This window comes from Pseudomonas sp. SJZ103 (assembly GCF_007828335.1).
GTDB lineage: Bacteria > Pseudomonadota > Gammaproteobacteria > Pseudomonadales > Pseudomonadaceae > Aquipseudomonas.
On record NZ_VIUN01000009.1, the window covers coordinates 248,216 to 271,570 of the forward strand.

Annotated in this window: 22 protein-coding genes and 1 pseudogene; 12 read left to right on the forward strand and 11 right to left on the reverse strand. The window is 62.4% G+C overall.

What is annotated here, in order from left to right; translation table 11 throughout:
- Positions 1–36: 36 nt before the first annotated feature.
- Complete coding sequence (gene yghX, locus FBY10_RS20185) at positions 37–924, reverse strand: YghX family hydrolase (RefSeq protein WP_145337574.1); 888 nt, start codon at positions 922–924, stop codon at positions 37–39.
- Positions 925–1,015: 91 nt separating this feature from the next.
- On the opposite strand from yghX, the gene FBY10_RS20190 reads away from it, so the two are divergent.
- Positions 1,016–1,582 carry a YceI family protein gene (locus tag FBY10_RS20190; protein ID WP_145337575.1) on the forward strand — a complete coding sequence of 189 codons (567 nt, stop codon included), beginning with the start codon at positions 1,016–1,018 and terminating at the stop codon, positions 1,580–1,582.
- On the opposite strand, the gene FBY10_RS20195 is transcribed toward FBY10_RS20190, so the two are convergent.
- Positions 1,579–2,469 carry a DMT family transporter gene (locus FBY10_RS20195; RefSeq protein WP_145337576.1) on the reverse strand — a complete coding sequence of 297 codons (891 nt, stop codon included), beginning with the start codon at positions 2,467–2,469 and terminating at the stop codon, positions 1,579–1,581. The two genes, FBY10_RS20190 and FBY10_RS20195, sit on opposite strands and share 4 nt — an antisense overlap.
- A gap of 89 nt (positions 2,470–2,558) precedes the next feature.
- On the opposite strand from FBY10_RS20195, the gene FBY10_RS20200 reads away from it, so the two are divergent.
- Entirely contained in the window at positions 2,559–3,884 is a 1,326-nt protein-coding gene (locus FBY10_RS20200) for a PLP-dependent aminotransferase family protein (protein ID WP_145337577.1), read from the forward strand.
- A 23-nt stretch (positions 3,885–3,907) separates the two neighbouring features.
- On the opposite strand, the gene FBY10_RS20205 is transcribed toward FBY10_RS20200, so the two are convergent.
- Positions 3,908–4,336 carry a nuclear transport factor 2 family protein gene (locus FBY10_RS20205; RefSeq protein ID WP_024075865.1) on the reverse strand — a complete coding sequence of 143 codons (429 nt, stop codon included), beginning with the start codon at positions 4,334–4,336 and terminating at the stop codon, positions 3,908–3,910.
- 222 nt (positions 4,337–4,558) lie between these two features.
- Between FBY10_RS20205 and FBY10_RS20210 the strand changes: the two genes are divergently transcribed.
- The 4 genes and pseudogenes from FBY10_RS20210 to FBY10_RS20225 all read left to right on the forward strand — a co-directional run.
- A complete protein-coding gene (locus FBY10_RS20210) occupies positions 4,559–5,653 on the forward strand; it encodes an SMP-30/gluconolactonase/LRE family protein (protein ID WP_145337578.1) in 1,095 nt (364 codons plus the stop codon).
- A gap of 102 nt (positions 5,654–5,755) precedes the next feature.
- Positions 5,756–5,974, forward strand: coding sequence for a DUF6434 domain-containing protein (locus FBY10_RS20215; RefSeq protein ID WP_131696083.1), 219 nt, complete (start codon positions 5,756–5,758; stop codon positions 5,972–5,974).
- Positions 5,971–6,441 carry a RidA family protein gene (locus FBY10_RS20220; protein ID WP_145337579.1) on the forward strand — a complete coding sequence of 157 codons (471 nt, stop codon included), beginning with the start codon at positions 5,971–5,973 and terminating at the stop codon, positions 6,439–6,441. The genes FBY10_RS20215 and FBY10_RS20220 overlap by 4 nt, the downstream gene beginning before the upstream one ends.
- Positions 6,441–6,638, forward strand: a pseudogene (locus tag FBY10_RS20225) (CPBP family intramembrane glutamate endopeptidase); the annotation flags it as partial. The gene FBY10_RS20220 and the pseudogene FBY10_RS20225, both read left to right, overlap by 1 nt.
- A 315-nt stretch (positions 6,639–6,953) precedes the next feature.
- On the opposite strand, the gene FBY10_RS20230 reads toward FBY10_RS20225, so the two are convergent.
- Together FBY10_RS20230 and FBY10_RS20235 are read right to left on the reverse strand one after the other, a co-directional pair.
- On the reverse strand, positions 6,954–8,660 hold the full coding sequence (locus tag FBY10_RS20230) for an amidase (protein WP_145337580.1): 1,707 nt from the start codon (positions 8,658–8,660) through the stop codon (positions 6,954–6,956).
- Between the two features lie 56 nt (positions 8,661–8,716).
- Positions 8,717–9,502 carry a helix-turn-helix domain-containing protein gene (locus tag FBY10_RS20235; RefSeq protein ID WP_145337581.1) on the reverse strand — a complete coding sequence of 262 codons (786 nt, stop codon included), beginning with the start codon at positions 9,500–9,502 and terminating at the stop codon, positions 8,717–8,719.
- 83 nt (positions 9,503–9,585) lie between these two features.
- On the opposite strand from FBY10_RS20235, the gene FBY10_RS20240 reads away from it, so the two are divergent.
- Both FBY10_RS20240 and FBY10_RS20245 read left to right on the forward strand, forming a co-directional pair.
- Complete coding sequence (locus FBY10_RS20240) at positions 9,586–9,891, forward strand: DUF2834 domain-containing protein (protein WP_145337582.1); 306 nt, start codon at positions 9,586–9,588, stop codon at positions 9,889–9,891.
- Positions 9,884–10,327 carry an MAPEG family protein gene (locus FBY10_RS20245; protein ID WP_145337583.1) on the forward strand — a complete coding sequence of 148 codons (444 nt, stop codon included), beginning with the start codon at positions 9,884–9,886 and terminating at the stop codon, positions 10,325–10,327. The genes FBY10_RS20240 and FBY10_RS20245 overlap by 8 nt, the downstream gene beginning before the upstream one ends.
- Here the strand turns inward: FBY10_RS20245 and FBY10_RS20250 are convergent.
- Complete coding sequence (locus tag FBY10_RS20250) at positions 10,309–11,484, reverse strand: GGDEF domain-containing protein (RefSeq protein ID WP_145337584.1); 1,176 nt, start codon at positions 11,482–11,484, stop codon at positions 10,309–10,311. The genes FBY10_RS20245 and FBY10_RS20250 overlap by 19 nt on opposite strands.
- A 109-nt stretch (positions 11,485–11,593) precedes the next feature.
- Positions 11,594–12,805, reverse strand: a complete 1,212-nt coding sequence (locus FBY10_RS20255; protein ID WP_131696090.1) for an MFS transporter — start codon at positions 12,803–12,805, stop codon at positions 11,594–11,596.
- 97 nt (positions 12,806–12,902) lie between these two features.
- Between FBY10_RS20255 and FBY10_RS20260 the strand changes: the two genes are divergently transcribed.
- Positions 12,903–13,724: a helix-turn-helix domain-containing protein gene (locus FBY10_RS20260; protein WP_131696091.1), complete on the forward strand. Its 822-nt coding sequence runs from the start codon at positions 12,903–12,905 to the stop codon at positions 13,722–13,724.
- Here the strand turns inward: FBY10_RS20260 and FBY10_RS20265 are convergent.
- Positions 13,681–16,290 carry an EAL domain-containing protein gene (locus FBY10_RS20265; RefSeq protein WP_145337585.1) on the reverse strand — a complete coding sequence of 870 codons (2,610 nt, stop codon included), beginning with the start codon at positions 16,288–16,290 and terminating at the stop codon, positions 13,681–13,683. The genes FBY10_RS20260 and FBY10_RS20265 overlap by 44 nt on opposite strands.
- Positions 16,291–16,653: 363 nt before the next feature.
- Positions 16,654–17,676 carry an alpha/beta hydrolase gene (locus FBY10_RS20275; RefSeq protein WP_145337586.1) on the reverse strand — a complete coding sequence of 341 codons (1,023 nt, stop codon included), beginning with the start codon at positions 17,674–17,676 and terminating at the stop codon, positions 16,654–16,656.
- A gap of 165 nt (positions 17,677–17,841) precedes the next feature.
- On the opposite strand from FBY10_RS20275, the gene FBY10_RS20280 reads away from it, so the two are divergent.
- Positions 17,842–18,765: an AraC family transcriptional regulator gene (locus tag FBY10_RS20280; RefSeq protein WP_145337587.1), complete on the forward strand. Its 924-nt coding sequence runs from the start codon at positions 17,842–17,844 to the stop codon at positions 18,763–18,765.
- Here FBY10_RS20280 and FBY10_RS20285 read toward each other — a convergent pair.
- Positions 18,740–19,246 carry a GAF domain-containing protein gene (locus FBY10_RS20285; protein WP_145337588.1) on the reverse strand — a complete coding sequence of 169 codons (507 nt, stop codon included), beginning with the start codon at positions 19,244–19,246 and terminating at the stop codon, positions 18,740–18,742. The two genes, FBY10_RS20280 and FBY10_RS20285, sit on opposite strands and share 26 nt — an antisense overlap.
- Positions 19,247–19,298: 52 nt before the next feature.
- On the reverse strand, positions 19,299–20,801 hold the full coding sequence (proP, locus tag FBY10_RS20290; protein ID WP_145337589.1) for a glycine betaine/L-proline transporter ProP: 1,503 nt from the start codon (positions 20,799–20,801) through the stop codon (positions 19,299–19,301).
- Positions 20,802–21,010: 209 nt separating this feature from the next.
- Here proP and FBY10_RS20295 point away from each other — a divergent pair, with 209 nt between their 5' ends.
- Positions 21,011–21,532 carry a GNAT family N-acetyltransferase gene (locus FBY10_RS20295; protein WP_145337590.1) on the forward strand — a complete coding sequence of 174 codons (522 nt, stop codon included), beginning with the start codon at positions 21,011–21,013 and terminating at the stop codon, positions 21,530–21,532.
- A gap of 154 nt (positions 21,533–21,686) precedes the next feature.
- Complete coding sequence (locus tag FBY10_RS20300; RefSeq protein WP_145337591.1) at positions 21,687–23,090, forward strand: MFS transporter; 1,404 nt, start codon at positions 21,687–21,689, stop codon at positions 23,088–23,090.
- The last annotated feature ends 265 nt before the right edge of the window (positions 23,091–23,355 follow it).

The window sequence follows — 23,355 nt, forward strand, 5'->3', positions numbered from 1 at the left end:
GCATCAGGGCTAGCCCCTCCCACATGTTGACTGCATTCAGGCCAGGTATTTACGGAACCAGCCCAGCGTCCTTTCCCACGCCAGATTCGCCGCCGCCTCGTCATAACGCGGTGTCGAATCGTTATGGAAACCATGGTTGGCCCCCTTGTAGATATACGCTTCATAAGTCGTGCCGGCAGCCTTCAGGGCCTTTTCATACGCCGGCCACCCCTCGTTGATCCGCGTATCCAGCTCGCCGAAATGCAGCATGATCGGCGCCTTGATGCGCGGCACGTCCTTGTCTTGCGGCTGGCGCCCGTAGAACGACACCGCCGCGCCCAGTTCCGGGTAAGCCACCGCCGCTGCATTGGTCACGCCGCCGCCATAGCAGAAGCCGGTGATGCCGACCTTGCCGGTGCTGCTGTCGTGGTGCATCAGCCATTCGATGGCGGCGAAGAAGTCGTTCATCAGCTTGGTCGGGTCGACTGCCTGTTGCAGCGCCACGCCTTTTTCATCGTTGCCGGGATAGCCGCCCACCGAGCTCAGGCCGTCCGGCGCGAGGGCGATAAACCCGGCTTTGGCCAGGCGCCGGGCGACGTCTTCGATGTAGGGGTTGAGGCCACGGTTTTCGTGGACCACCACCACGGCCGGCAGCTTGCCGGCGGCCTTGGCCGGGCGCACCAGGTAGCCACGCACGGTGCCGTTGCCCTTGGGCGAGGGGTAGGTGATGTAGTCGGCAACGATGTCCGGGTCGGTGAATTTCACCTGTTCGGCCAGGGCATAGTTGGGGCTCAGGGCCGCCAGCAGGGCCGAAGCGGTGAGGCCGCCAAAGGTGAACAGCGCGGCGCGGTCGAGAAATTCGCGGCGGTTGATCTTGCCGTGGGCATAGCCGTCGTAGAGTTCCAGCAGTTCGGGGGCAAAGTCTTTCGCGGTGAGACGAGTCATCGGTTCGGTCCTTTTTGGGCGATGGCATTTAATGTAGACCAGGATCATTGTTATCGGACATTGGGCCGTTTTTTCTGTTGCGGAGCGTTGCATGAACAATCGAATTGTCCCGGCGGCTGTATTGGCGCTTGTCCTCGGTTATTTGCCCAGCGCCCAGGCGGCGGAGTACACCGACGTCAACCGCACCGCCAGCCAGATCAGCTTTACCTATACGCAGTTGGGGCAGCGGGTGTATGGCACCTTCGGCGACTTCGAAGGCACGCTGGGCTTTGACACGCAAAAGCCCGAAACCGGCCATGCCTTGCTCAAGATCCAGCTGGCGAGTATCGATGCCGGCAGCCCGGAGGCGAACGATGAGCTGCAACGGGCCTCGTGGTTCGATACCGCGACCTATCCGGTGGGCGTGTATGAGTCCACCGGTGTCACGGCCTTGGGGAATAACCGCTTCAACATCAGCGGTAACCTGACGATCAAGGGCACCACGCGCCCGGTGGCGGTCAACGTAGTGCTCAAGGAGCTGGATGGCATTGGCGTGTTCGACGGTGAGTTCATCCTCAAGCGCGGCGACTTCAGGATCGGTGAAGGCGAATGGGCCGGCAACAGCGTGGTGTCCAACGACATCAACATCAAGTTCAAGATGGTCGCGCCGCAGCGTTAGCGCGCGAACCGCCTGGCCCCGGCCACGCAGCCGATCACCGCGACCGTCACCAGCAGCATGCCCAGGCTGACCGGTTCATGCAGCAAGCCCGCTGCCAGCGCCAGACCGAAGAACGGTTGCAGCAGTTGCAACTGGCCGACTGCGGCAATACCACCCTGGGCCAGGCCGCGATACCAGAACACAAAGCCGATCAACATGCTGAACAGCGACACATAGCCCAGGCTCAGCCAGGCCGGCAGGCTGATGCCGCTGACGCTCGACGGTGCCAGCGCCAGGCTCAGCGGCACCACCACCGGCAACGACACCACCAGCGCCCAGCAGATCACCTGCCAGCCGCCCAGGCTGCGCGACAATTTGGCGCCTTCGGCATACCCCAGGCCGCACACCAGCACCGCCAGCAGCATCAGCACGTCACCTGCCGGTGCGGCGCTCAAGCCTTGGGCAAAGGCGTACCCCATCACCAGCGCACTGCCGAGGATCGAAAACAGCCAGAACACCGGGCGCGGACGCTCGCCGCCGCGCAGTACAGCAAACACGGCGGTCGCCAGCGGCAGCAGGCCGATAAAGACGATGGAGTGTGCGGAGGTCACGTATTGCAGCGCCAGTGCAGTGAGCAGGGGGAAACCGATCACCACGCCGAGGGCGACGATGGCCAGGGGCATCCATTGATGGCGCGCGGGGCGTTTTTCCTTGAACAGCCACAGCAAGGCCAGCCCCAGCAGGCCGGCAATGGCGGCGCGGATCAGGGTGAGGAACACCGGGTCGAATTCCATCACCGCCAGGCGCGTGGCCGGCAACGAACCGCTGAAAATCACCACGCCGATGAAGCCGTTGATCCAGCCTTGAGTGCGGGTATCCAGGCTGCTGAGGGGAGAAGTACGTTCCATGAGGGGCGCCCGAAAAGGATGAGTTGCGTGGGAGGCATCCTAGGGTCGAAGATAAAGACAATCAAAAAATTGTCATGGATACATCGCTTATGCCCCGCGCCCGCTACAAGTCGTTGGTCGACAGCTTCGCCGAGGCCATTCGCTCAGGCAGCATGCCCCCCGGCACACGGCTGCCGACCCACCGCAAGTTGGCCGCCGAGCATGGCCTGGCGCTGGTCACCGCCAGCCGGGTGTACGCCGAGCTGGAGGCGATGGGCCTGGTCAGTGGCGAGACAGGCCGGGGCACCTTTGTGCGCGAAATCTCGCTGCCGCCGGGGCAGGGCAGCGGGCAGATGAGTGTGGCGGCGGGCATGCTCGATCTGAATTTCAACTACCCGTCCTTGCCGGGCCAGGCCGACTTGCTGCGCACCGCATTGCGCCAGTTGGCGCTGTCCGGCGACCTTGAAGCGCTGCTGCATTACCAGCCCCACGCCGGTCGCCTGCATGAGCGCGCCGCCGTCGCGCGGCATCTGTTGAGCCGAGGGCTGACGGTCGAGGCCGAACAGGTGCTGGTGGTCAGCGGCGCCCAGCACGGGTTGGCCGTGACCATGATGGCCTTGCTCAAGCCCGGTGATGTGATCGCCGTCGACGCCTTGACGTATTCGGGGTTCAAGGTGCTGGCCGAGACGCTGCACCTGGAGATCGTCGCCATCCCGGTCACCGCCGACGGCCCGGACCTGGATCACCTGCAAAGCCTGTGTCGCAAGCGCCCGGTGCGTGCCGTGTACAGCATGCCGACCCTGCATAACCCGTTGGGCTGGGTGCTGAGCCTGACGCAGCGTGAGCAGTTGGTGGCGATTGCCCGTCAGCACAACCTGATGATCATCGAGGATGCGGCCTACGCGTTCCTGGCCGAGGACGTGCCGCTGCCCGTGGCGAGATTGGCACCGGAGCGCACGGTCTACGTGGGCGGACTGTCCAAAAGTGTCGCGACCGGCCTGCGCGTCGGGTTTATCGCCGCGCCTTCGGATTGGGTGAAGGCCCTGGAGCGCACCATCATGGCCACCACCTGGAACGTGCCGGGGGTGATGAGTGCGATTGCGGTCGCCTGGATCGAGGACGGCACGGTGGCGCAACTGGAAGCCCAAAAGCGCCAGGATGCGCGGGCGCGGCAAGCCTTGGCGGCGCAGGTGCTCAAGGGGGTGGCCTACACCAGCCACCCGTCATCGTATTTCTTGTGGCTGCCCCTGGCGGAAGAGGCCCGCGCCGATCAAGTCGCCATGACCTTGCAGCGCGACGGCATTTCCGTCTCCACCGCCGAGCCCTTCGCCGTTTCGGCCCACGTGCCCCACGCGTTGCGCCTGGCCTTGGGCTCGGTGGACATGCCGGCGCTGCGCGAGGCGTTGGTGAAGGTGCGCAAGGTGGTGCAGTGGTGAGGCTGATGGCTCACCGCTAGCCATCAGAATTTAAACGCCTGGCGACCGATCAGCAGCCAGTGGCCTTTCTGCTTCTGCCAGATCTGGAAGTTCTCGATTTCGGTCGGCACTTCTTTGCCACTGTTCACCGCCAGGGCGGAGAAGTGGTTGCGTACCAGTGCAGTGTCGCCGCTCAAGGTGATGGTCTGTTTCTGCATTTCGAGGGTCTTGAAGCCGCTGCGTCCGGTCTCGATGTCGGCGATGAATTCCTGCTTGTTCTGGATCTTGCCGCTTGAGTGGCCGTAGGTGAGGTTCTCGGCGGTCAAGCTCTGGAGCTGCTTGAGGTCTTTATGCAGCATCGCCTGGGTCAGGTGGTCCACCGCTTGGGCGACGTCTTTGTCGGCGGCAGGGGCAGCGGCCACATACCCGCTGAACAGGCACAGAAAACCGATTAGCACTTTGACGTTTTGCATGGGTGTTTCCTTATTGTTGTTGGGGTGGTGTACGGGCAACACGTTACCGAGTGTGTCGTCGTACAACATTGCAATAGTCGCAGGGGGTTTGGAAAGTAAAATTTAGAATATTTGCGCAGGGCCCTGGATTGTGAGGGTTGGATGAGATTTTCAATCTTGTACGATGTCTCATCACGGGTTAAAACTAGTCTCCCGTCTAACAATAAAATAACGGAGATACCTATGGATTTTCCCCCTTCGCCTGCCCGGCCCGAACACAGCCGCCGGGGCTTTCTCAAGCGATCCCTGGCGGTTTCCGCGTCGGTGGCGGTGCTGGGCAACCTGCCTCGCCTGGCAGACGCTATCGAGCCGTTGAGCCAGCGTTATCCAGACCCGCTGATCAAGGTGCTCGACGACAGTTTCCTCGAGCTGCGCCTGTTCAATGCCAGCGTTGAGCGCCTGGCGACCGGCCTGCGCTGGGCCGAGGGGCCGGTGTGGATCGGCGATGGCCGCTACCTGCTGCTCAGTGATATCCCCAACAACCGCATCGTGCGTTGGGATGAGGTGACCGACAGCCTGTCGGTGTACCGCGAAAACGCCAACTTCTCCAACGGCATGTGCCGCGATCGTCAGGGTCGCCTGCTGGTGTGCGAAGGTTCGACCACCTCTGGCGAGGGGCGGCGTATTACCCGCACCGAGCACAACGGCCGAATCACCGTGCTGGCGGACAGCTTTGACGGCAAGCCCTTCAACTCGCCCAACGACATCGTGTGCAAGCGCGATGGTTCGGTGTGGTTCAGCGACCCGCCATTCCAGACCGGCAACAACTACGAAGGCCACAAGATCACCCCCACCCAACCCCATGGCGTGTACCGCATCGACGCTGAAAGCGGCAAGGTCACGCGGGTGATCGACGATCTCAACGGTCCCAACGGCCTGTGCTTTGCGCCGGATGAAAGGACCCTCTACGTGGTGGAAGGGCGGGCCAAGCCCAATCGGCTGATCTGGGCTATTGACGTCAAGGACGACGGCACCCTGGGAGAGCGGCGAAAGCATATCGAAGGCTTTGAATACGCAGCGCTGGACGGCATCAAGTGCGACGAGAGCGGCAATCTCTGGTGCGGCTGGGGCGGCAATGGCGACCCCAAGGCCGACCTGGAGAAGCTCGACGGCGTGCGCGTATTCAATCCCCAGGGCAAGGCCATCGGGCATATCTCGCTGCCGGAACGCTGCCCCAACCTGTGCTTTGGCGGCCGCGAAGGCAACCGCCTGTTCATGGCCGGCAGCCATTCGATCTACGCGTTGTTCGTCAATACCCGAGGGGCGGATTTCGCCTGATAGGCGCTGAAAAAGATCCACTGTCAGCGTCGGTTCACCGGCGTTCACAGTGGCCATTTAGCGCTATGCTGCGTGCTCCCGAAACATCAGAGCGTTACGCAAATGGACTTCGATTGGCACAGCGCCCCCATCACCCGCAGCACGCCTGTCACTTCACACTACAAAAACACCCAGAACGTACGCCGTTTCATGCGTGAGCACTGCGGCGCGGGGTTCAAGTTCGACCGGCCTTTCATGGCCTGGATTCGCAACCCAACACCCAAGACGATGGGCGACGTGGTGGATGAGTGGCAGCGTCGCAACGAGGACTCACGCCCATGACACCGGATGAAAAATACCAGGCCGTGCAACAACGCCTTGGCTATCAATTGGATGAGTTCAAAGTCGGCGGCAACTACACGCCGCTGGCGCGCGACGGCAACCACCTGTACATCAGCGGGCAGATTCCTCGCGTCGGCGACACGATCGTGCTGCCGGGTAAAGTCGGTGACACCTTGACCCTGGCCCAGGCACAAATCGCTGCCGGCATCAGTGCATTGCGCTGCCTGGGCCTGCTCAAGCAAGCGCTCGGTTCGCTGGGCCGGATCAAGGCCATCCCGCGTATCACCGTGTATGTGCGCAGCGCTGAGGACTTCGATCAGCAGAGTGAAGTGGCCAACGGCGCGTCCGACCTGTTGCACGAGATCCTCGGCGGTGCCGGGGTGCATACGCGCACGTCGGTGGGGGTGATGCAGTTGCCGAAGTCGGCGGCGGTGGAGATCGACATGATCGCGGTCGCGCGCGACTGATGATCAGTGGCGTGGTGTTTGCCGCCTGCCATGCCTTCCTGGCCTTGAGCGTGACCCAACTGGGATGGCCGGTGTTGCTGTTTACCCTGATCGAAGGGCTGGCCTGCGCGCTGGTGCGTATGCGTCATGGCGTGTTGGCTGCAACGGCCTGCCATGGCACGGTAATCCTGCTGATTGCCGTGCCCTATATGGCCTGACTTGAAATGCGGTTAGAACTGTGGGAGGGGGCTTGCTCCCGATTGCAGTGGGTCAGCCACAGATGCATCAACTGACACTCCCTCATCGGGAGCAAGCCCCCTCCCACACTTAACCGAGTACACCAGTCACAACTCCTGTCGGCTCGAAGACTGCAAAAGCCAGAGCAAAAGCAGACCGAGATCTACCTGATATATGCAGATCCAAATGTGGGAGGGGGCTTGCTCCCGATGGCAGTAGTTCAGCCACAGATGCATCAACTGACACTCCCTCATCGGGAGCAAGCCCCCTCCCACAGTTGAACGGCATTGAGCCAGTTAGTTTGTCGCCAGCGGCGGCGTGCGCGGCGGGATCAGGCGTTTGCTGCCGGTGGCTTCATACGCCGCTGCAAACCGCAGTAACGCCGAATCCTCATAGGCCCGCCCGGCAAAGGTCAGCCCGACCGGCATGCCGATATCCGCCATCACGCCCATGGGCACGGTAACGGTAGGCACGCCCAGATGGCGGATGGCGAGGTTGCCGTTGGCCACCCATACACCATTGCTCCACGCGATATCGGCACTGGCTTCGTTCACATCGGCATCCGCCGGGCCCACATCGGCCACGGTCGGGAACAGCACCGCGTCAAGGCCGAGGCCGTCCATCCAGTCTTCCAGGTCGATCCGCCGGGTTTGCTCAAGGCCACGCAGGCCATCGGGGACAGTGCTGATCTCGTTCCACGGGGTGATGCCGCGCTCGGCCATGCGCACGTATTCGTCCATGCCGGCCGCGAGGTCGTCTTCACGGTTGGGCAAGGTGCCGGGGTCGTGGTGGAAGATCTTCGGCCCGTCCACATCGGCCAGGCGGTTCAGGGCCGGATCATTGTTGGCGCGCAGGAAATCATCGAAGGCCCAGGCCGACAGTTCCCACAGTTCATCGTGCAGGAATTCCTTGGACACCAGGCCACGGGTAAACACGGTCGGCGCGCCGGGGCGGTCGCCTTCGCAGTTGGACACCAGCGGGAAATCGACCTCGACGACTTCGGCGCCGGCGGCTTCCAGCGCCCGGCGGGCGTCTTTCCATAAGTCGATGACGCTGTCACGGGTATTGATCTTCTGCCCGGTCGGCCCGCCGATGCCGGGCTTTTCGCTGGTGCCGGCCTCGGGGTCGGCATTGATGTACATGCGCGGCACGCCGAAGCGTTTGCCGGCCAAGGCTTCAGTGTTGACCGCCAGTTCAGCGTAGGACGCCGGGCGCACCGAGGCGACGTCGGGGATCGGCACCCACGGCTGCAGGCGCCACAGGTCGCCACGGGTGTCCGGGTCGTCGGCCACCACCACGTCGAGCACTTCCAGCAGGTCGGCCATGGTGCGGGCGTAGGGCACCACCACGTCCATGGTCGGGGTCAACGGCCAGTTGCCGCGCACCGAAATCACCCCACGGGACGGGGTGTAGGCGCACAGGCCGTTGTTGGACGCCGGGCCACGGCCGCTGGACCAGGTTTCTTCCGCCAGGCCGAAGGCGGCAAAGCTGGCGGCGGTGGCGGTGCCGGCACCGTTGGATGAACCGGAGGCGAACGGCGCGGTGAGGTAGTCGGCGTTATACGGGCTTTCCGCGCGGCCATACACGCCGCGCTGCATGCCGCCATTGGCCATCGGCGGCATGTTGGTCTTGCCCAGGCAGATGGCGCCACCGGCGCGCAGACGCTCGATGGTGAACGCATCGCGCTGGGCGACCAGCTTGGCGAACGCCGGGCTGCCGGAGGCGGCGGTCAGCCCTTTGACCAGATAGCTGTCCTTGGCGGTATAGGGAATGCCATCCAGTGGTCCCAAGGTTGTGCCCTTGGCCCGGCGTGCATCGGAAGCCTCAGCTTCCTTCAGGGCATCGGGGTTACGCACGACGACGGCGTTGAGTGCGGTAGCGGTCTGCGGGCCGTCATAGGCATCGATCCGCGCGAGGTAAGCGTGCACCAGTTCAACGGCCGTGGTCTGGCCGGATTCGAGTGCCGCGCGCAATTGGGCAATGGAGACTTCGGTAACTTGCATGACGTTTTCTTCGCCGCCTTAAGTTGAGGTATGGCGGCAGTCTACGTACAGATATTTCACAAAACCAGTGCGGCATTTTCCCCATAGGCGGCGCGCATCACCTGCCAGGTGGTGGCGTCAGCGGGAATCAGATGTTCGATGCGCAGGGAGGTGAGGGTGATGTCCTGGGGCATGCCGAAGGTGGTGAAGGTGGACAGGAAGTTCAGCTCGCCCCGACTGGAGTGCAGGCGGGTCACCACCAGCGGCGGCATTTCAGTGGGCGGCGCAGCGGGGGCGGGGGCGGGCAAGCTCGCCAGTAACGCGGCCAATACGGGGTTGCCCAACGCTTCGCGGCTTGCCCGTTGCCAGGCCAGGGTGCGGATTTCTTCGGCGTTGATCAGGTGGTCGCCCAGGCCACCGGGTTGCAGCAGGGTGGTCAGCAGGTTCAGGCCTTCGATTGGCGGCGTGACCCCCACCAGCCCCAACAGCACACCAGTACTGGCATTCGCCGCCAGTACTTCCCAGTGGCTGCCGAGCAGGATCGCCGGGGCCGGGTTGTTGGCGTGCAGTACATGGCTGACCGCCTCGCGAATCGCAGCCATGGCCGGCGCGGCGAGCGGAGTAGCGGTATAGCGGGGCGCGAAGCCGGCGGCGAGGAACACGCGGTTGCACTGCTCCAGCGGTGTTTCCAGTGCGGTTAGCAGGTGCTGCAACGTACCTGGGCTCGGCTTGGCGCGGCCGGTTTCGAGGCAACTGAGGTGGCGCTGGGAAACGCCGGTGATCAGGGCCAGGTCAAGTTGGCTCAGACCAGCCTGTCGGCGTAGCTGGCGCAAGTGTTCGCCGGCAGTAGCGGGGGTATCCATGGCGTGACGATGACCTCCGAGGTCATTGCGAGGAAGGCAACCTTATCACTAGGGTGGGCCTTGATCACGTCAAGGAACAGACCATGCACAAACCTTATCTGGCACTTGCCGCTCTGCTGGGCTTTTCGCTGTACACCCTGTTCACGCTGCTCACGGCCGAGCAATCGTTGCTGGCCTTCGGACGAGAGTTGATATCGCGCCCGGACACCGCGCAGGTAGTAACCGACCTGTACCTGATGGCCGTGCTGGCCTGTGTGTGGATGTACCGGGATGCACGGTCGCGGGGACGGTCGCTGGCGTCGGTGCTGCCGTACTTCTTGCTGACGGCGGTGTTCGTCTCGGTGGGGCCGTTGCTCTACATCGTGCTGAAGGGATTTCGGGATGAATGAGCTGTTGAACATCTACGCCCTGTGCGTGCTGGTGCTGTGCCTGAAGATGTTTAGCATTTCCTGCTATCAGGGTTTTTTCCGGCTTCGCGGGCTGGCCTTCACCAACCGCGAAGATGCGGCAGTCTTCAAGCGTGCTGCACATTCCGTGGAGTTACCCCAGGTGAGTCGGGCGTCCAGGGCCTGGGCCAATGACCTGGAGAATATCCCGTTGTTCTTCGTGCTCGGCGGGTTGTGTGTGGCGCTGGGCACTGCCGGTGCGCCCACAGCCTGGTTGTTCGGCGGTTTCACCCTGGCGCGGATGGCCCATACGCTGATGTATCTGGCGGGATGGCAGCCGTGGCGCACGCTGGCGTATGGGCTGGGGGTCGCGTGCCTGTTCGGGCTGGGCGCAATGACGGGGTGCAGTGTGGCGGTCAATTACGACCTTTCGCTGTAGGAACCAGACCCCGTCCGATCCACCAATCGAATGCTGTCCCGCCCACCACGCTTGGACTCATACAGCGTGGTGTCCCCCTGTTCGATCAGCGCCGCGAGGCTGGCCGGCGGCTGGTCGAACAGGGTGGCGCCGATGCTCAGGGTCACGGGCGCGGGCGTGGCGAACGTCTGCGCGGCCAGTTGCTGAAACTGCTCGCGCAGGCTGCTGCCCAGTTCGACGATCTGCTCGGTCGAGGCCGGGTTGAGCAGGATCACAAACTCATCACCGCCCAAACGTGCAGCCAGCGCGCCTCGGGGCACGACTGCGCGAATCATCTCGCTCAAGGCGATCAGCACGCGGTCGCCGGCGGTATGGCCGTGGAGGTCGTTAACCGACTTGAAGTTGTCGATGTCGATCAGCAGCAGGGCGCCCGGTTGTTGCGCCGACACCTGGGCCAGCAGGCGCGGGGCGCGCAGGTCCAGGGCGCGGCGGTTGTAGAGGGCGGTGAGCGGGTCGCGGGCGGCGAGGCGGGCGATCTGCTGTTCGCGACGGTAGCGTTCGGAACCGGTCATCGACAGCGCAATCAGCATGATCGCCATCGCGCCTTCCACCAGGGACACCTGGATGATCTCGCCCTTGAACGCCGCAAGGTCGATCAAGGTGCCGGGGATCATCACCGACAGCGCCTTGGCCACGTAGAAACTCCCGTGGACCAGCAGCACATAACGCAGTTGCACCGCGCCGATGCTCAATGACCGGCCGTGGGGCCGCAGCAGGAAACTCGCACGCAAGGTCGGCAGTGCGACCAGCAGCGACTGCACGCCGAGCATGGCTTTGGACCACGGCAGGTCGGTCGGCAGCATCAGCATGCCCAGCCACACGGCCAGCATCAGCAGCCACAGTGGTGACAGGCGCACGTGGGTAAAGCGCGCGACACCGAGCAAAAACAGGACATGCGCGCTCACCAGCAAGCCGTTGGCAAACCAGATGCCGATGAGCAAATAGCCATTGATGCGCAGCAGGGCCAGGGTGGAACCGACGGTGATGGTGGCGAAACCGGCGCTCCAGAACAGCAGCGAAGGTTCGCGTACGCTGCGCCATTCTATGGCCAGGTACAGGGCAGCAGCGGCGGCCAGGGCAACGGTGAGTGCCAGAATCGTAGGAGGGTCGAGCGTCATTTCGTGCCGGGTCTGCCTGGGTGTGCGTTTAAACCGGGATTGTAAGCGCACACACAGGGTTTTCAGAACACAAAAGGTAGTGGCATACAGCTATTCGATGATCGGCGGTTCAGACGCCTTTGGTCGACGGCAGCAGTATCGTCAGGATGCCCACCAGCGGCAGGAATGAGCACAGTGTGTAGACGTACTCAATGCCGTGGCTGTCGGCGAGCAGGCCGAGCAGCGCCGCGCCGATACCGCTGAAGCCGAACATCAGGCCGAAAAAGATCCCGGCGATCATGCCGACATTGCCCGGCACCAGTTCCTGGGCAAATACCACGATGGCCGAGAACGCCGAGGCGAGAACAAAACCGATCACCACGCTGAGCACGGCGGTCCAGAACAGGTCGACGTAGGGCAGGGCCAGGGTGAACGGCGCGGCACCGAGGATCGAGAACCAGATGACTTTCTTGCGCCCGATCCTGTCGCCGATCGGTCCGCCCGCGAAGGTGCCCACGGCCACCGCCCCGAGGAACAGGAACAGATACATCTGGGAACTCGATACCGACAGGTGGAATTTTTCAATCAGGTAAAACGTGAAGTAGCTGGTCAGGCTGGTCATGTAGAAGTATTTGGAGAACACCAGCACCGCCAGCACCACCAGGGCAAACGTCACGCGGCCTTTGGACAAGCCGTGGGTGGCTTTGCCGCCTTGCTTGAGCTTGAACAGGTTGAGGTGGTTGCGGTACCAGCGGCTCAAGCCATACAGCACCAGGATCGCGAACACGGCAAACAGCCCGAACCAGGCGATGTTGCCCTGGCCATAGGGAATGATGATCGCCGCCGCGAGCAACGGCCCCAACGCGCTGCCGGCGTTGCCACCGACCTGGAAGGTCGATTGCGCCAGGCCGTAGCGCCCGCCGGAGGCCAGGCGCGCGACGCGCGAGGTTTCCGGGTGGAAGGTCGACGAGCCGACGCCCACCAGGGCTGCCGCCAGCAGGATCGCCGGGAAGCTGCCGACAAACGCCAGCATCAGGATGCCGACCAGGGTGCAGACCATGCCTGCCGGCAGCAGCCACGGCTTGGGATGCCGGTCGGTGTGGTAGCCGATCCAGGGTTGCAGCAGGGACGCGGTCAGTTGGAAGGTCAGGGTGATCAGGCCGACCTGGGTAAAGCTCAGCCCGTAATTGGCCTTGAGCATCGGGTAGATCGACGGCAATACGGCCTGGATCAGGTCATTGATCAGGTGCGCCAGGGCACAGGCGCCGAGGATGCGCATGACTAACGGGCTTACTTGAGGCGGACTCGAGGTGGCGGCAGGTGATGCGGTCAAGGTCGACATGCAGGCATTCCATACAAGGCAGTGAACAGGGGCAGCGAGTACTTAAGCCGGCTGCCCATTTCAATTTGTTTCAGAGCTTATGCTAGATTCGGCAAAAATGCCTGTCTCGCGTAATTCGGGAGGCAACCATCGTAAAAAGGGCGAAATGATCAAGTCACTGGATAAATTTTTGCAGGAGATCGATGAGGGCGACTGGGCTGTCATCAGTTCGGCCACCGATTATCCGGAAAACTGGGTGATACCCGAGCACAGTCACGAAAAGCATCAATTACTCTACGCCACCGAAGGCGTGATGGTGGTGCATTCGGCACACAACCAATGGACGGTGCCGCCCAATCGCGGCTTCTGGATACCCTGCGGGCACGTGCACTCCCTGCGCTGCGTGGGCGCCCTGAAAATGCGCAGCGTGTTTGTTCGCCCCGACAGCTTCCCCAACCTGCCGACCGAGACCAAGGCGGTGAGTATCTCGCCGTTGCTCAGCGAGCTGATCAAGGCCTCCGTGAGCTTGAAACCGCCCTATGCCGAAGACTCCCGCGATGCGCGGATCATGCACCTGATCCTCGACGAACTCGCGCTGTTGCCGGCGTTGCCGCTGTCGCTGCCGCAGCCCGCCGACCCGCGTATCAACCAGATCTGCCTGGCGTGGCAGGATGACCCGGGCGATGCCTCCACCGTGGCGGATTGGAGCGAGCGCCTGGCGCTCGACCAGAAAACCATCCAGCGCCTGTTCCGCAAGGATACCGGCATGACCTTCGGCCAATGGCGCCAGCAGGCGCGGCTGCTGCTGGCATTGGAGCGTATCGCGGTGGGGCAGAAGATTATCGATGTGGCCCTGGAGCTGGGCTACGAAAGCCCGAGTGCGTTTACCAGCATGTTCAAGAAACAGTTTGGCAAGACCCCGAGTCATTTTTTCCGCTGACGTCGGCGCAGTAGTCGTCCAGCAAGCTGTTGAATGCGTCGATATCCAGCGGTCGGCTGAGGAAGTAGCCTTGGCCTTCCTCACACGCCACGCTTTTGAGCATGGCCAGGTGTTCAGCGGTTTCAATGCCTTCGGCCGTTACCGTCAGGGCAAGGGCACGGCCCAAGCCGACAATGGCTTGGATAATCGCCTTGTCATCCTCGCTTTCCTCCAGCCGGGTCAGGAAGCTGCGGTCGATTTTCAAGCCGTCGAACGGGAACGCACGCAGGTAGCTGAGGGACGAATAGCCGGTACCGAAGTCATCCATGGCAATGCGGATGCCCAGTTGCTTGAGCGTGCGCATCACCTCAAGCGCACCGACGGCGTCCTCGAGCATGACACTTTCGGTCATTTCCACCTCAAGGCGCGCAGCGTCGATACCCGAGGCGTTTAGGGCGTGGCGCACGCGCTCCACCAGATTGCCGCGCTTGAACTCGGTGGGTGACAGGTTCACCGAGACGAACAGCGTGTCCGGCCACTGCGCCGCGCATGCGCAAGCGGTTTCCAGTACCCAGTCACTCAGCGACAGAATCAACCCCGATTCTTCGGCAATCGGAATAAAGGTGTCCGGGGCGATCAGCCCGCGTACCGGATGCTGCCAGCGCACCAGTGCTTCGGCCCCGACCATCTGCCCGTCGGCGATGCGATAGCGCGGCTGGAAGTGCAGGCGCAGTTCAGCGTGCTTGATCGCAAAGCGCAGATCGCTCTCCAGGCGCCGCCGTTCGATGATCCGCGTATTCATTTCCCCGGAGTAAAAGCGCCAGGTATTGCGCCCGGCCGCCTTGGCCTCATACAGCGCGATATCGGCGTAGCGCAGCAGTTCGGTGGCATCGCGGGCATCGGTGGGCGCCATGGCAATGCCGATACTGGCGCTGATAAACACCTCTTGTTCGTCGATTCTGATTGCCTGCTCGATGGACTCGATCAAGCGCAGGCACAGGCTTTCGACTTCCTCCTGGCTGCCTGCATCGCTGAGGATCAGCACAAACTCATCGCCGCCGATACGGGCCACCAGGTCACCGTGGCGCACGCAGGCGGCCAGGCGGCCGGACACTTGATTGAGCACCCGGTCACCGGCGGCGTGGCCGAGCAGGTCATTGACCGGCTTGAAGCGGTCCAGGTCGAGGCTGAGCATCACCAGCGGCTGCTCGGCGCTGGGCAGGGCCTTGAGTTTGCCTTCCAGGAACGCCTGCAGGCGTGTGCGGTTGGGCAGCCCGGTCAGGGCGTCGTGTTGAGACAGGTACTCGATGCGCCGACGTGCTTCGACTTCTTCAGTCACGTCGGTGGCCGTGCCGCGAAACCCGCCGCAGGGCATTTCCCGCGCCGACAGCCGGGTGGTGCGCTCCTGTCCCTGGGCATCGATATAGCGGCACTGCACACTGACGTCCACGCGCCGACCTGGGGTGCTCAGCCATTGCGACAGCAGGCCGGCTTCGGTGTCCAGCAGGTCGCTCATCGCGGCCCCGAGCCAGGCTTGCCGGGCCAGGCCGGTGACGTTTTCGAAGCGTTCCGACAGGTAGGTAAAACGCCAATCGGCATCGATTTCCCAGACCCAGTCGGAACTTGCCTCCACCACATCCCGAAAGCGTGCTTCGCTGGTGGCCAGGGCGTTCTGGCTGTCCAGCAGTGAGGTGTGGCTGGCATCCAGGGCGAGGGCGGCGGCAGTGGCGCGGCGCAGAATCACCCAGGTCATCAGGCACACCAGCAGCGCGGCCAGCCCCAGCAGCGGCAAGCCTACGCTCATCAAGCGCAGGCCGGGTCGCGCAGGTTCCCAGTGCAGGCTGCCGGCGGCGCCGTTATCGCCCAGGGGGAAAACCAGGGTATTGCCGATATCGTCGGGTGTGGCGATGTGCAGCTTGCCCACGCCGAACTCATCGCCGATCGCCGTCAGTTTGGCGCTGTTGAGGACGTCGACGAAGATCAATACCGAGGCTGGCCGGCCATCGGGCTCGACCGTGGGGTCAGTGCCGGGGGTGATCGCGGCGGCGGCCACCAGCGCGGGACTGCCGTGTACGTTGATGAAGGCCGTGACCGGTGTTTCGTTTTCAGCCCCTGCGCGCGCCTGCTCGATGATCTCGGCCAGGGGTTGGTCGAGCCACTGCGAGAGTTCGATGTTTTGCAGCTCGCCCTGGATCACCGAGTAAACCGTGCGATTGTCGTCGTCGACCACAAACAGGCCTTGAAAACCGAAGTCCTGATACAACGTGGCCCCGACATTGCCACGCGCGTAGGCCCAATCGGTGTCCACCTTCATGTGCAGATGCGTGTAGGCATCGCTCCAGAAGGCGTAGTCCTTGACGGTCACCCGCAGGGATTTTTCCAGGGACTGCACGGCTTTGCGGGTATAGAACGCGCTTTCTTCCTGTTCGGAATGGTCCAGTTCGTGCGCAAGGTAAACCAGGGAGTAGGCGGCGGCCGCAAAGACCAGGGCCAGCAAGGCCACGAAATTGAACAGCGATGTACGTGCCAGCGACAGGCTGGTGCGATTGGAGAGCTTGCGCACAATGGGGGCGAGAGAGTTGGGCATATTTCCCGCAGGACGTCGCTGCAAGTAAGGGGTATGCCTGGGTATCGGCTGTCTAGGCCGAATAATTAGGTTGTCAGCGGGCGTTATTCGCGCTGGAGAACGGCTTCACCGGAACGCTGTCGCCGTACTCGCTCCACTCCTGCATCTGCTTCCTGTGGCGAGCGGGCTTGCCCCGCGTTGGGCTGCGTAGCAGCCCCAAAACCAGGCGCAGAGAAGTGTCTGATACACCGCATTCGTCTTCATCAGGGGCGCTTCGCACCCCAACGCGGGACAAGCCCGCTCGCCACAACAGCCCTATCTGCTGGGCGTTCAGCGTTGAACCAAAGCCTATGCCCCAGCGGGGCGCGTGAGGATTTATCGAGATTACTTCAAGTTGCTTTTAAAGAAGCTGGTGAGCTTGGCGAAGGGGATCAGGTTGACCCGGTCGTAGAGGTCCACGTGGCCGGCATTCGGGATGATCACCAGCTCCTTGGGCTCGGCGGCCCGGTTGTAGGCGTCTTCGCTGAACTCGCGGGAGTGCGCATCGGCACCGGCAATCAGCAACAGCGGGCGAGGCGAAATCGTCTCGATGTCGTTGAACGGGTAGAAGTTCATGAACTTCACGTTGCTGGTCAGCGTGGGCATGGTGGTGGTCTGCGGCGAGGCGCCGGCCGGTGTGACTTCGCCTCGCGGTGTGCGGTAGAAATCGAAAAACTCATCGCCAATCGGGTTGCCGGTCAGCTTGAGCGGCGTGCCGCTGGTGTATAGGGTCTCGCCGCCCTGGAATTCCACGTAACGCTGGTTGGCCGCCTGCACCAGCACCTGCCGGCGTTGCTCCGCTGTCATGCCGTGCTTGAGGCCGTTGCGGTTGGCGGCGCCCATGTCGTACATGCTGACCGTGGCGATGGCCTTGAGGCGTGGGTCGATCTTGGCCGCCGCGATGGCAAAGCTGCCGCTGCCGCAGATGCCGATCACGCCGATGCGCTCACGATCGACCAGCGGCCGGGTGCCGAGGAAGTCCACGGCGGCGCTGAAGTCTTCGGCGTAGAGGTCGGGTAGCACCGCATTGCGCGGCTGGCCTGCGCTTTCGCCCCAGAACGACAGGTCCAGCGACAAAGTGACAAAGCCCTGTTCGGCCATTTTGGTGGCGTAGAGGTTGGCGCTCTGTTCTTTGACGGCCCCCATCGGGTGGCCGACGATCAGCGCGGCATTTTTCGAGGCCGGGGCGAGCTGTTTGGGCACGAACAGGTTGCCCGCCACCGGCATGCCGTATTGATTGTTGAAGGTGACTTTTTCGACGGTCACCTTGTCGCTTGTGTAGAAGTTGTTTGCACCGTTGGACATGTCGGCTCCCAGAGAAGAGAACGAAATCACCAGCAGACTCAGGGTGAGCAAGAGGCTTTTCATGGATGGATCCTTGAGAAGGGGGACGGCACATTTTCCCGGCGTGGCCCAGGGTTCTGTAGTGCGTTCCACTGGATTACTTGCCTGATCCTCTGAGTCTGTCGGGTTGCCGGGGACGCAAGCGGGCCGGTCGGGGTAAAGTCCAGCGATCAGAGAAAAGGGCCCTTTATGAAGATCAATCAAACGCCCCTGGACGCGCTGGTCCACGCCATCGGCTCAAGGGTCTGCTTACCCGGCGACTACCCCATGCCCATCCCCGGCCTGGGCTTTTATCGGCGTGAGCAGCCCGCGACACCCGTGGTGTGCATGGTCGAGCCGAGCATCGTGCTGGTTGCCCAGGGTGAGAAGCGGTTGTGGGTCGGCGGCGAGGGGTACCCGTATGACACGGCACGATTCCTGGTCACGTCGCTGGATATACCGGCCAATTCTGAAGTGCTGGTGGCCAGCCCGACTCGCCCGTGCCTGGGCCTGACCTTCAAGCTGGACCTGCGCATCCTCGCCGAACTGATCGCCCAGGGGGCGTTGCCGCCAACGCGGGAGCGGGCGGTGATGAAAGGCGTGGGGATTGGTGTCGTGACCGGCGCCATGCTCGCGTCATTTGCGCGCCTGGTTGAATTGCTTGATGAGCCCGAAGCGATACCGGTGCTCGCGCCCTTGATCCAGCGCGAGATTCACTTCCGGCTGTTGCAGAGCGACCAGGCCGGCCGATTGCGCCAGATCTGTTCCGTGGACGGGCAGGGTTATCGGATTGCGCGGGCGATCGATTGGCTCAAGCTCAATTACGACGTGCCTCTGCGCGTGGAAGAACTGGCCGCGCGCGTGCAGATGAGCGCGGCGACCTTTCACCATCACTTTCGTCAACTCACGGCGATGAGCCCGTTGCAGTATCAGAAGTGGCTGCGCCTCAACGAGGCGCGGCGCTTGATGTTGAACGAGCACCGGGACGTGTCCAGCGCGGCGTTCAAGGTCGGCTATGAAAGCCCGTCGCAGTTCAGCCGCGAGTACAGCCGGTTGTTTGGCGTGCCGCCCAAGCGTGATATGGCCGCGCTGCGCGGCAAGGCGCCTGTCACTGATCCGCGGGCGTCAAGTTAGCGTAGAAGATGCAGCCGATCAGCCGCGCAAACAGGCTGAGGGTTTCCGGCAGGTTGGGGTCGTCAAACAGCATTGCCCGGGAATCCAGCGCACACAGTGCGCCGAACAGGCGGCCGTCAGGCAGGAAGATCGGCGCGCCGGCGTAGCTCTCGATGGCGTATTGCTTGACCACCGGGCGTGAGGCGAAGCGGCCATTGTCGCTGACATGCGGGATGAACAAGGTCTGGGGGTTGATACAGAACTCGCTGCACAGGGTGGTTTCCAGGTCGAGCACGTCATCGACGTGAATACCCATGTCGGCAGTGTCGTGCACCGAGCAGACGATCCATTCCAGGTCTGTGAACTTGGCGATGCCAGCAAAGCGCATGCCCGTCAGGCGGGTGACCAATTGCAGGATGCTGGTGGTGGCTTCGATTTCGGCGATGGCAGCGCGTTCGTCGGCGCTGAGTAACGCGTGTGCGGCGGTGAAGCTTGGAAGCATGGTTGAACACTCCACTGGCGTGGCGGCCCTTGCCGCCACGCTTGGTCAGGTCTTAATTGATACGCGGATGCTGCTGCACCAGGTTCTGGCGCTTGGCTTCCAGTTCGGCAATTTCGGCGTCGATGTCTTCGATTTTCTGCTCGATATTGTCGTGATGCTCCTGCAGCAATTCCTTCGCTTCGGCCATATCCGACGCCGCCGGTGCTGCGCCGCGCAGGGGTTTGTTGGCGGTTTCCTTCATGGTCAGGCCGGTGATCAGGCCGACCACCGCAAACACCATCAGGTAGTAGGCGGGCATGTACAGGTCGTTGGTGCTCTCCACCAGCCAGGCCACGACGGTGGGGGTGACACCGGCGATCAGTACCGAAACGTTGAACGCACTGGCCAACGCGCTGTAGCGCAGGTGCGTGGGGAACATCGCCGGCAGTGTGGAGGCCATGACGCCGATGAAGAAGTTAAGCACGATGGCCAGGATCAGCAAGCCGGCGAAGATCAGGCCGATCTTGCCGCTGGTGATCAGCATGAATGCCGGGATGGACAGGAACAGCAGGCCGATGCTGCCGGCGATGATGAAGGGCTTGCGGCCGATCTTGTCGCTGACAAAACCGATGAACGGCTGCACGAACAACATGCCGACCATGATCGCGATGATGATCAGTACGCCGCTGTTTTCTTTGTAGTGCAGGTTATGCGACAGGTAGCTGGGCATGTAGGTGAGCAGCATGTAGTAGGTCACGTTGGTGGCCGCGACGATCCCGATGCAGGTCAGCAGGCTGCGCCAGTGCTTGGTGGCGATCTCCTTGAACGACACTTTCGGGCCATGGGTCAGGCCTTCGCGGTCTCCCTGTTCGAGCTTTTCGACATGCTGTTGGAACGCCGGGGTTTCTTCCAGCGCATGGCGCAGGTAGAGGCCGATCATGCCCAGGGGCAGGGCCAGGAAGAACGGCAGGCGCCAGCCCCAGGCCTCGAAGTCGGCTTCGCCCAGCACGCTGGAGATCAGCACCACGACGCCGGCACCGAGCACGAAACCGGCGATGGAGTCGAAGTCCAGCCAACTGCCGAGGAAGCCGCGCTTGCGGTCCGGCGCATATTCGGCGACGAAGATCGAGGCGCCGGTGTATTCACCGCCCACCGAGAAGCCTTGGGCCATTTTGCACAGCAGCAACAGGATCGGCGCCCAGATGCCGATGGAGGCGTATCCGGGAATCAGGCCGATGGCGAAGGTGCTCAGCGACATGATCACAATGGTCGCGGCGAGGACTTTCTGGCGTCCGTATTTATCGCCCAGCGCGCCGAAGAACAGGCCGCCCAGGGGACGAATCAGGAACGGCACGGAGAAGGTCCCCAGTGCCGCGATCATTTGTACGCTGGGGGAGGCGTCGGGGAAGAACACCTTGCCCAATACATAGGCGACAAACCCGTAGACACCAAAGTCGAACCATTCCATGGCGTTACCCAGTGCGGCGGCGGTGATCGCCTTGCGCATCTTGGCATCGTCAACAATGGTGATGTCTTTCAAACCGATGGGCTTGACGCCTTTCTTACGTAATTTCATGCGGACCACTCTAAAACAGAACAGGGGAGGTGCCATCGTTGCAATGGCACCGCTCTGTCAGTTCAGATACAAGCGGACATGAAATAATTCACCACTATTTGCGTTTTTTTGCTTGGGGCGCAGTTTGCCAGCAATCGCCTGGGTTTTCGGGGTGAGCACCTACCCTGTGGCGAGCGGGCTTGCCACAGTTCTAAAGAGGAATGATCCCGATGCCGGCTACCACCTCGCGTCTTATCTACCGTCAGCCACTCCCGAGTGACGTACAGCGATTGTTCGCGATCTTCGGCGACCCGCAGACCAACCTCTTCAATCCCTCGGGCCCCATGCCCAGTCTGTCCGCTGCCCAGCGCTTGCTCGACCAGTGGATCGCACAGTGGGCCACCCACGGCTATGGCTGGTGGGCAATTGCCCATCAGCAAGCCCCGGACTGCATCATCGGCTTCGGCGGTATTGCGCCGCTCAACTACCTCACGCAACCGCGCATCAACCTGGGCTACCGCTTCGCGGTGGAGGCCTGGGGGCAGGGCTACGCCACTGAGTTGGCACGCGATGCCCTGGCGCTGGCGTTTGACACCCTCGGATTGCCGGAAGTGTTCGGCCTGGTGCGCCCTGACCACGCGGCGTCGATCCGCGTGCTGGAGAAGGTCGGCATGCAGCCGTTCGGTGTACTCGATGATGTGCCCGGCAAAGCGCCGAGCCGGGTCATGCGCGTTTGTCGTCCTACAACCTAGCCGCACCTGACACTTTTCACATCCGTCGGATAGCCTGCAAAAGCCGTAACTTTTCACATTGACAGCGGGTAGGTAGCCCGATATAAAAGCCACAGTTGTACGACGACATATGACGTTACATATGTCCTACCTAACAAAAATAAAAAGTGATGCCATGAACTTGATCGAGCCCATCAACGCCCAGCGCGTTGGCCAAGCGGTAGGCAGCTATCGCTGGACCATCTGCGCGATGTTGTTTTTCGCGACCACCGTCAACTACCTCGACCGTCAGGTGCTCAGCCTGCTCGCGCCGCAGTTGTCGACGCAATTTGGCTGGAGCAACACCGATTACGCCAATATCGCGGCGGTGTTCCAGTTTGTGTATGCGATTTCCATGCTCTTCGCCGGTCGGTTTGTCGACAAGATCGGCACCAAGGCCGCCTACGTGATCGCGATTGCGATCTGGTCTACCGGCGCCATCATGCATGCGTTCTCGGTGCCGATGGGCGAGGGCATCGCCGCGCTCAGCGGTGCGATCGGCCTGGCGGTGATCCCGGTGTCCATCGCCGGCTTCATGTTGTCCCGTGCGGTGCTGGCGATTGGCGAGGCGGGTAACTTCCCGATTGCGATCAAGGCCACCGCCGAGTATTTCCCCAAGAAAGAACGCTCGCTGGCCACCGGGATCTTCAACTCCGGCGCCAACGTCGGCGCGATCCTGGCGCCGATCTGTGTGCCACTGATCGCCGGGATGTGGGGCTGGGAAGCGGCCTTTATGGTCATCGGCATGCTGGGCTTTGTGTGGGTGGCGGTGTGGGCGGCGGTGTATGAAAAGCCGGAGCAGCAAAAACGCCTGTCGGCCGAAGAGCTGGCCTATATCCGCAGCGACCAGAGCGCGCAGCCGTTGACTGCGGCCCCCGCAGGTGCGGCGGCGAAGAAAGTCTCGTGGTTCAAGTTGCTCACCTACCGCCAGACCTGGGCGTTTGCCTTTGGCAAGTTCATGACTGACGGCGTGTGGTGGTTCTTCCTGTTCTGGCTGCCCACCTACCTGTCGGCGCAATACGGCATGAAAGGCGCCGATATCGTCATGCCCCTGGCCGTGCTGTACAGCATGACCATGGTCGGCAGCATCGGCGGCGGCTGGTTCCCCAGCTACTTCATGGCCCGTGGCGACGCACCCTATGACGGCCGCATGAAAGCCATGCTGGTGATCGCGCTGTTCCCGTTGGTGGTGTTGCTGGCGCAGCCGTTGGGCTACATCAGCTTCTGGGTGCCGGTATTGCTGATCGGCGTGGGTGCCTCGGCGCACCAGGCGTGGTCGTGCAACATCTTCACCACCGTGTCCGACATGTTCCCGCAGAAAACCGTGGCCTCGGTGGTCGGCATTGGCGGCATGGCCGGCGGTATCGGCGGCGTGGTGATGACCAAGATCGGCGGCTGGGTGTTCGACTACTACAAGTCCATCAATGACATTCACACCGGCTACATGATCATGTTCGCGATCTGCGCGCTGGCGTACCTGGTGGCCTGGAGCGTGATGAAGACGCTGGTGCCGCGCCACAAGGAAATCACTGACCTGTAAACCCAGACCTCACTACCTCTGTGGCGAGCGGGCTTGTCCCGCGTTGGGGTGCGAAGCGCCCCTAATAAAGACGAATGCGGTGCATCAGACACTCCGCTGCGCCTGGTTTAGGGGCTGCTGCGCAGCCCAACGCGGGACAAGCCCGCTCGCCACAGGTCCGTCGAATCACCCATAACGTTGTGTCGAGACCCATTCCTTCAAGCGCCTTTTCTACAACGCGCGTGCCCAGGTCTGGCTGACCAATTGCTGGCCGAAACTCAAGGTG